The sequence below is a fragment of the Asanoa iriomotensis genome (assembly GCF_016862515.1).
GTDB lineage: Bacteria > Actinomycetota > Actinomycetes > Mycobacteriales > Micromonosporaceae > Asanoa > Asanoa iriomotensis.
The window spans coordinates 90635-97777 of record NZ_BONC01000033.1 but is presented as its reverse complement, the minus strand read 5'-3'; the positions used below and the strand labels follow the sequence as shown (position 1 = coordinate 97777).

The following is a 7143-nucleotide window of genomic DNA, read 5'->3' as shown; positions in this document are numbered from 1 at the left end:
CTTCGGCGCCCGCCCGCCGCGTCCTACGGCGGGGTCACCGGCGCGGTGTTGGCGCCGCGCACGGAGTCCAGCACCGCGTGGCCCTGCTGGTCGACCAGGCGCGTGAACAACTGCTGCGCGTAGCCGAAGACCAGTGCCCAGGCGAGGATCTGCGCCGACGTGTCCAGGGCGCTCAGGCCCGGCACGAACTGGCCGCGCATGAGCAGCAGGCCGAGGAACGCGGTCAGCGCGCCGGTCGGCAGCTTGAGGAGGGCGAGCGCGACCGGCACGCCGTAGCGCTCGGACGAGCCACGGATGCCGCGCACCGCAGCCGCCGCTGCCACCGCCGCCGCGATCAGGCCGATGACCAGGATCAGCAGCGCGTCGTACGGCCGTACCGTGCCGGCGGTTGCCAGGTCGATGTTCTGCGCCAGGCTGGCGTCGGCCGACCGGGCCGCGGCCGGGAACGGAGCGGACTGCCGGGTCGGGCAGACGACGATCGCCTGGCCGCCGTCCTCGGGTGCGAAGCAGAGCGGGACCATCTCGGGCCGCACGAACCCCGCGACCGCCACGGCGACCACGAGCGTCGCCAGCACGACCGTGGTGGCCACGACCACGTTGCGGAAGCTGCGCAGGCGCACCAGCTCGCGATGCGCCGCCGAACTGGCCGCCCGCAGCACGGCCGCGATCGAGCCGCGCTCGCGGGCCACGATGACCAGCCGTTCCTCGGACGTCACCCGCTGCTGCGAGTTGGTGATGCCGAGGGCCTGCGCGACCCGCTCGATCTGCCGGCGGCGCGGGTCCGTCGGGATCAGGTGCCGCTGGGCGTGGCCGAGCACGCTGGGGATGGTGCCGAGCAGGTACCAGGGCGGCGCGATGTCGAGCAGCAGGGCCTCGGCCGCGTCCAGGTTGGTGCGGGCCCGCTCGATCGGCGCGCCGCCGCGCCCCCGGCGCAGCGCGGCACCGCGCGCGGCGGCCAGGTGGGCCCGGATCGCGTCGAGCAGCACCTCGCAGCCCGGCGGACGCTCGGTCGCGCCGGCCCGGATCCACTCGGCGAGCGACTCGATCTCCTTGGCCCGCGTCAGCGTCGCCTCCCGCCAACCGGAGCGGGCCGGGCCACCGACGGGCGTCGCGACAGGTTCGGCGGCCGGCGGCGTAAGTGCCATCGGCGGCTCGGTGCGGACAGGAAGGGTGCTGGTCATGGGGTCACCGCCACCAGGTCGGAGGGACGCTGGTCGACACTAGGAGCACGCCACGCTGCCGGAAATACCTGTCGCTGGTCCGAGGGACAGGTGGTGAACCCGATCGTGTGGCGCGGCTAGGTCGTGTCTCGTGGATCAGGGTGGTCCGCCTGGGCCCGGCGGCGCGGCGCCCTGATCCACGAGACACGACCTAATGCAGCAGGTCGACGAGGATCTTCGCGTGGCTGATGTCGGCCTCTTTGGTCGCGGTGAGCACGGTGACGGTGCCGCTCTTCTCGAGCTTCCGGAGCTGCGCCAGCGCCCGCGACTGGGCGGGTAGCTTCAGCTCGGCCAGGTAGCGGCGGCGGAACTCGGTGAACTTGGTCGGGTCGTGGCCGTACCAGTCGCGCAGTTCCGTCGAGGGCGCCACGTCCTTGAGCCATTCGTCGAAGCTGCCCCTGCGTACGCCGCGCGGCCAGATCCGGTCGACCAGCACGCGGGTGCCGTCGTCGGGCCCCGTCTCGTCGTACACCCGTCGCAGCCGCATGTCTCCCAACCTAGGCGGGCCCGGCGCAGCCCGCCTCGAACTCGGCCTCGCTGATCCGGTTCATCGCGAACTGGAGTGGCTGGTCGGGCTGGTGATCCGAACGGGCCGCCCCGTCGGCGTCGATGACCAGAAACCGACGCCGCACTCCTGCGGATGCCGCTATTCGCAGCAGCGGGGCCGGCGGATTGGTCGGTGACGGCAACCCGACTCCGACCAGTCCGACGCCCTGGGCCGCACCGAAGTCCTCGCGCAGGAACCCCCTGACGGGAGGACAGAGATGACCAGGAAGACCCGCGCGATCCTCGCGGCGCTCGCCGTGAGCGGCATCGCGCTCGCGACCTTCGGGCCGCAGACGTCGGTGGCGTCCAGCCACCGCGAGGCGCCGCTGATCGCCAGCGATCCGGCCGCCGACAACACCGACCTGTACGCGTTCGTCAGCCCGGAGCGGCCGGACTACGTGACGTTCGTGGCCAACTGGATCCCGTTCGAGGAGCCCAACGGCGGTCCGAACTTCTACCCGTTCGCGACGGACGCGGCCTACAACATCAACATCGACAACGACGGCGATGCCAAGGCCGACGCGGTGTTCCGGTGGACGTTCAAGAACGTCGACAAGCGCGGCGGCTCGACGTTCCTCTACAACAACGGGCCCGTCGACTCGTTCGACGATCCCAACCTTCTGTTCAAGCAGACCTACACGCTCGAGTCGTCGTTCAACGGCGGGCCGTTCAAGACCCGGATCAGCAACGCGCCGGTCGCGCCGTCCCGCATCGGCAACGCCTCGATGCCGGACTACCAGAAGCTCCGTGACGAGGCCACCATCCAGCTCGACGGTGGCTGGAAGCTGTTCGCCGGCCAGGCAGACGACCCGTTCTTCCTCGACCTGCGGGTCTTCGACCTGCTGTACGGCGGCGACCTGAGCGAGACCGGTCAGGACACGCTGGCCGGCTACAACGTCAACACCATCGCGCTGCAGGTGCCCTTCAAGGACGTCGCCCTGCGCGGCGACGCCAACCGCAACCCGGTCGTCGGCATCTGGACCACCACCGACCGCGCCAAGGTGCGGGTCACCGGCCAGAGCACCAACGGCATCCGCGGCGAGCGGGTGCAGGTCTCGCGGCTCGGCAACCCGCTGGTCAACGAGGTCGTCGTGCCGGCGAACCTGAAGGACGCGTTCAACTCGATCTCCCCGGACAAGGACGCCGGCATCCCGGCCGTCGTCAAGCGGGTCACCGACCCCGAGTTGCCGAAGCTGATCGAGCAGATCTACGGCGTGCCCGCGCCGGCGACGCCGCGCAACGACCTGGTCGAGATCTTCCTGACCGGCATCACCACCAAGGCCAACGGTCCGATCAAGGCCGACCTCAACTCGCAGCTGAACAACAAGGACGTGAACCCCAAGCGGTTCCGGCCCTCCGAGATGCTCCGGCTCAACCTGGGCGTCCCGGTCGCCGACCAGCCCAACCGGCTCGGCGTGCTCGGTGGCGACCTGCAGGGCTTCCCGAACGGCCGCCGGCTGACCGACGACGCGGTGGACATCTCCATCCAGGCGGTCGAGGGTGCGGCGCAGACCGGTCAGCTCGTCGACGCGCTCGCCGCCGGCGACAAGGTGGACGGGAACGACAACCAGTTCGGCGACCAGTTCCCGTACGTGGCCCTGCCCAACGTGGGCGCGGTCAACGGTGGTGCCGCAGCCGGGTCGAGCGACCCGAACGCGAACGCCGGCCCGGGCGCGACCGTGCAGCCCGGTGACGACGGTTCGCCGGCACCGGCCCTCTCGCCGGCCGCCGCCGCGGCGTCCGACGACATGGGCATGGGCTCGGTGCTCTCCATCGCCGTGATCGGCACGCTCCTGCTGGCCCTGGTGCTGGTGACCTGGTGGTACCGGCGCCGCCGACCGGAACCCGCTGTCTCGGACGACACCGTAAAGCTCTAGCTGGTGCTCGGGGCGCGTCCCGTCAGGGGCGCGCCCCGCCTTGGAAGGAAGGGACTCCGGCGATGCGTAATCCTCTTCGGACACTCGTGGTGGTGGCGGTGGCCACCGTCACCCTGCTCGGCATCGGTGCGCTGTTCGGCCTGCGCTCGCCGGCACCGGCCACCCGGACCGCCGCCGCGCCGGCCGCCGCGGCACCCGCCGACCGGCTGGCTTCGACCATCGCCCGGGCCCAGGACCGGCTGCGGGACCTGCCGCGCGACCACGAGACCTGGGCGGCGCTCGGGCTCGCGTACGTCGAGCAGGCCCGGGTGACCGCCGACCCGAGCCTCTATCCCAAGGCCGAAGGGGCGTTGCGGCGGTCGCTGGACGTGCGGCCCGAGGAGAACGCGACCGCGCTGGTCGGCCTCGGTGCGCTCGCCAACGCGCGGCACGAGTTCGCGGCGGCCCGCCAGCACGCCACCGACGCGCTGCGCGCCAACCCATACAACGCCGACGCGTACGGGGTGCTGGCCGACGCGCAGACCCAGCTCGGCGCGCCGGCCGCGGCGACGGCGGCGATCCAGAAGATGCTCGACCTGCGGCCCGGGCTCGCCGCGTACGCCCGCGCCTCCTACGACCTCGAACAGCGCGGGTCGGTGACCGAGGCCACCGAGCTGATGCGGCGGGCACTGGACGCCGCCGCCGATCCGGCCGACATCGCCTTCTGCCGCAACCAACTCGGCGACCTCGCCTGGTCCACCGGAGATCTGGCCAGCGCCGAGCGGGAGTACGCGGCCGGCGTGGCCGCGGACCCGTCCTATCTCGCCCTGCGGCGCGGGCAGGCCCGGGTGGCCGCCGCCCGCGGTGACCTGGCCACCGCGGTCGCCGACGCCGGTGCGGTCGCGTCCCGGACGCCGACACCCGACACCCTGCTCGAGTACGCGACGCTGCTGCGGCTGGCCGGCGACGCCACCGCGGCCGCGCGGCAGCTGACCCTGGCGGACGCGGCGCACAAGCTGTTCGTCGCCAACGGCGGGCAGGACGACCTGACCGGTGCCCAGATCGCACTGGCCCGCGACGATGCCGCCGGTGCCGTGCGGCTCGCGGCGGCGGAGTGGCAGCGGCGGCCGTTCGCCGACGTGGCCGACGTCTACGGCTGGTCGCTGCACCGCGCCGGCCGGGACGCCGAGGCGCTGCCCTTGCTGCGGCAGGCGGTCGCGGCGTCGTCACGGAACGCCGGGTACGCGTACCACCTGGGCGTGACGCTGTTGTCGAGCGGTGACCAGGCCGGGGCGCTCGCGGCGCTGCGGCAGGTGCGCGCGATCAATCCTTACTTCTCGCCCGTCGACGGGCCTACGGCCGCTCGGGCACTGTCCGCATTGGAGGCGCGGCCGTGAGGCGCTGGCTGGTTCTCGGTGTTCTGATGTTCGTCGGGTTTCTGGCGCTGCCGTCCGCTCCGGCGGCCGCGCACCCGCTGGGCAACTTCTCGGTCAACCGGTATGCCGGGTTGACGTTCCATCCGGACCGGGTCGACGCCGTCGTCGTGGCCGACGTGGCGGAGCTGCCGACGTTGCAGGACCCGTCGCCGACGTGCACCGAGGCGGCTGACGCGCTGGCCGTGACCGTTGCCGACGAGCGTCTGACGTGGATGGTCGAGGGGTCGTCGCTGACGATGGCCGACGGGGCCGGCGGGTTGCAGACCACGCGGCTGGAATGCCGGCTGAGCGCGCCGGTCGGGCTGCCGGCCGAGGCGGTCGCGGTGACCGTCGACAACGGGTTCCGCGCCGATCGGATCGGGTGGCGGGAGCTGACCGCGACCGGTGCGGGTGTGCGGCTGGACGGGTCGTCCGTGCCGAGCGCCACGATCAGTGCCGAGTTGCGGCGCTATCCGGATGATCTGCTCTCGTCGCCGCCGGACGTGCGTACCGCCGCGTTCTCGGTGGTGTTGGACGGATCCGCCGCGGCCGCGGGTGCGGCGCCGGCGCGCGGCGGGTCCGGGGCCGCGCCGCTCGGGCTGAGCGGGCCGCTGGCCGGTGCCGAGCGGTGGCTGGACTCCGTCGTGGGTGGCGCGCGGCTGACGCCGCTGGTCGGGTTGCTGGCCGTGCTGTTGGCGCTCGTGCTCGGTGCGGCGCACGCGGCCCTGCCGGGGCACGGCAAGACGGTGATGGCGGCATATCTGGCGGGACGGGCGGGTCGGACGCGCGACGCGGTGGCGGTCGGTGCGACGGTGACGCTGACCCATACCGGTGGGGTGATCGCGCTCGGACTGCTGCTGACCACGTTCGCCGGGATCGCCGGGGAGTCGGTGCTGGGTTGGCTGGGTGTCGCGAGCGGAGCGCTGGTGGCGGCGATCGGGGTCGGCGCGCTGGTCTCGGGACTGCGCCGCCGCGGCCAGGCGCACGACCACGGCCACGGCCACGACCATGGCCACGACCACGACCACGACCACGACCATGGGCACGAACACGGGCACAGCCACCACCACGGGCACAGCCACCAGCACGGGCCGGGCAAGTGGGGGATCGCCGGGATCGGTGTCGCCGGCGGGCTTGTGCCCAGTCCGTCCGCGCTCATCGTGCTGCTCGGCGCGATCGCGCTCGGCCGCACCGCGTTCGGCATCCTGCTGGTCTTCGCGTACGGCCTGGGCATGGCGGCGACATTGACCGCCGCGGGCCTGCTGTTGATCCGGGTCCGTGACCGGTTCGCCGGGCGCCTGCGCGGGCTGCGGCGGTGGCAGCGGGCGGCGCCGTCGGCCACCGCCGCCCTCATCGTCGTGGTCGGGCTCGGCCTGGCCGGGCGCGCGTTTTCCACAATCGTCTGAGTGGGGTGGCGACCATGACGACCGGAGCGGAATCATTCCCCATCAGAGCGCGAAACCGGCACCGGCGAGGAGTCTTCATGCGCGAGCAGAGCCACGGCGATCCGCCGCGCGACCACCTGGCCGCGGTGCCGGCACCGGTCGACGACCGATCGGTTGCCGACCGGCTGCTGGTCGCCGTCGGGCGCGGTGACGAGGCCGCCTTCCGCCAGTTCTACGAGCTGGTCGCCGCCCGGGTCTACGGTCTGGCCCGGCAGGTGCTGCGCGACCCGGCTCAGGCCGAAGAGGTCGCCCAGGAGGTGCTGGTCGAGGTCTGGCGCACGGCGGCCCGGTTCGAGCCGGCCCGCGGCTCGGCCACGGCGTGGGTGTTCACGATCGCCCACCGGCGGTCGGTCGACCGGGTGCGCAGCGAGCAGGCGGCCGCCGACCGCGTGCAGAAGGCGGGCGCCTGGGCGGCACAGACGCCCTACGACGAGGTTTCGGGCGAGGTCGAGGAGCGGCTCGAGCGGCAACAGGTGCGGCGCTGCCTCGACGACCTCACCTCGCTGCAGCGCGAGTCCATCACGCTGGCCTACTACGGCGGCCGCAGCTACCGCGAGGTGGCGCAGCTGCTCGACGTGAGCCTGCCCACCATCAAGACCCGCATGCGCGACGGCCTGATCCGCCTACGCGACTGCCTGGGCGTGGAGGTGCCGGCATGAGC

7 protein-coding genes are annotated in these 7143 nt (G+C 73.0%); 4 read left to right on the top strand and 3 right to left on the bottom strand.

Annotated features, from left to right (window positions below; translation table 11 throughout):
- Positions 1-23: 23 nt before the first annotated feature.
- The 3 genes from Air01nite_RS23025 to Air01nite_RS41625 form a co-directional block, all read right to left on the bottom strand.
- Complete coding sequence (locus Air01nite_RS23025) at positions 24-1181, bottom strand: hypothetical protein (protein ID WP_239090897.1); 1158 nt, start codon at positions 1179-1181, stop codon at positions 24-26.
- A 190-nt stretch (positions 1182-1371) separates the two neighbouring features.
- The gene (locus tag Air01nite_RS23020; protein ID WP_203705083.1) at positions 1372-1707 is read right to left on the bottom strand and encodes a DUF488 domain-containing protein; all 336 of its coding nucleotides are present in this window, start codon (positions 1705-1707) and stop codon (positions 1372-1374) included.
- A gap of 10 nt (positions 1708-1717) precedes the next feature.
- Positions 1718-1852: a hypothetical protein gene (locus Air01nite_RS41625; RefSeq protein WP_275408301.1), complete on the bottom strand. Its 135-nt coding sequence runs from the start codon at positions 1850-1852 to the stop codon at positions 1718-1720.
- A 132-nt stretch (positions 1853-1984) separates the two neighbouring features.
- Between Air01nite_RS41625 and Air01nite_RS23015 the strand changes: the two genes are divergently transcribed.
- From Air01nite_RS23015 to sigK, 4 genes are all read left to right on the top strand, one after another.
- On the top strand, positions 1985-3643 hold the full coding sequence (locus tag Air01nite_RS23015) for a DUF4331 domain-containing protein (RefSeq protein WP_203705082.1): 1659 nt from the start codon (positions 1985-1987) through the stop codon (positions 3641-3643).
- Positions 3644-3705: 62 nt separating this feature from the next.
- Positions 3706-5019: a tetratricopeptide repeat protein gene (locus Air01nite_RS23010; RefSeq protein ID WP_203705081.1), complete on the top strand. Its 1314-nt coding sequence runs from the start codon at positions 3706-3708 to the stop codon at positions 5017-5019.
- A gap of 26 nt (positions 5020-5045) precedes the next feature.
- The gene (locus tag Air01nite_RS23005) at positions 5046-6443 is read left to right on the top strand and encodes a HoxN/HupN/NixA family nickel/cobalt transporter (protein ID WP_203705079.1); all 1398 of its coding nucleotides are present in this window, start codon (positions 5046-5048) and stop codon (positions 6441-6443) included.
- 77 nt (positions 6444-6520) lie between these two features.
- Complete coding sequence (gene sigK, locus Air01nite_RS23000) at positions 6521-7141, top strand: ECF RNA polymerase sigma factor SigK (RefSeq protein WP_203705077.1); 621 nt, start codon at positions 6521-6523, stop codon at positions 7139-7141.
- The last annotated feature ends 2 nt before the right edge of the window (positions 7142-7143 follow it).

Bases quoted from the DNA above. Each gene is read 5' to 3' on its own strand.
- Air01nite_RS23010 (WP_203705081.1), top strand. From the start codon at position 3,706: ATGCGTAATCCTCTTCGGACACTCGTGGTGGTGGCGGTGGCCACCGTC.
- Air01nite_RS23005 (WP_203705079.1), top strand. From the start codon at position 5,046: ATGTTCGTCGGGTTTCTGGCGCTGCCGTCCGCTCCGGCGGCCGCGCAC.
- sigK (WP_203705077.1), top strand. From the start codon at position 6,521: ATGCGCGAGCAGAGCCACGGCGATCCGCCGCGCGACCACCTGGCCGCG.
- Air01nite_RS23020 (WP_203705083.1), bottom strand. From the start codon at position 1,707: ATGCGGCTGCGACGGGTGTACGACGAGACGGGGCCCGACGACGGCACC.
- Air01nite_RS23015 (WP_203705082.1), top strand. From the start codon at position 1,985: ATGACCAGGAAGACCCGCGCGATCCTCGCGGCGCTCGCCGTGAGCGGC.
- Air01nite_RS23025 (WP_239090897.1), bottom strand. From the start codon at position 1,181: ATGACCAGCACCCTTCCTGTCCGCACCGAGCCGCCGATGGCACTTACG.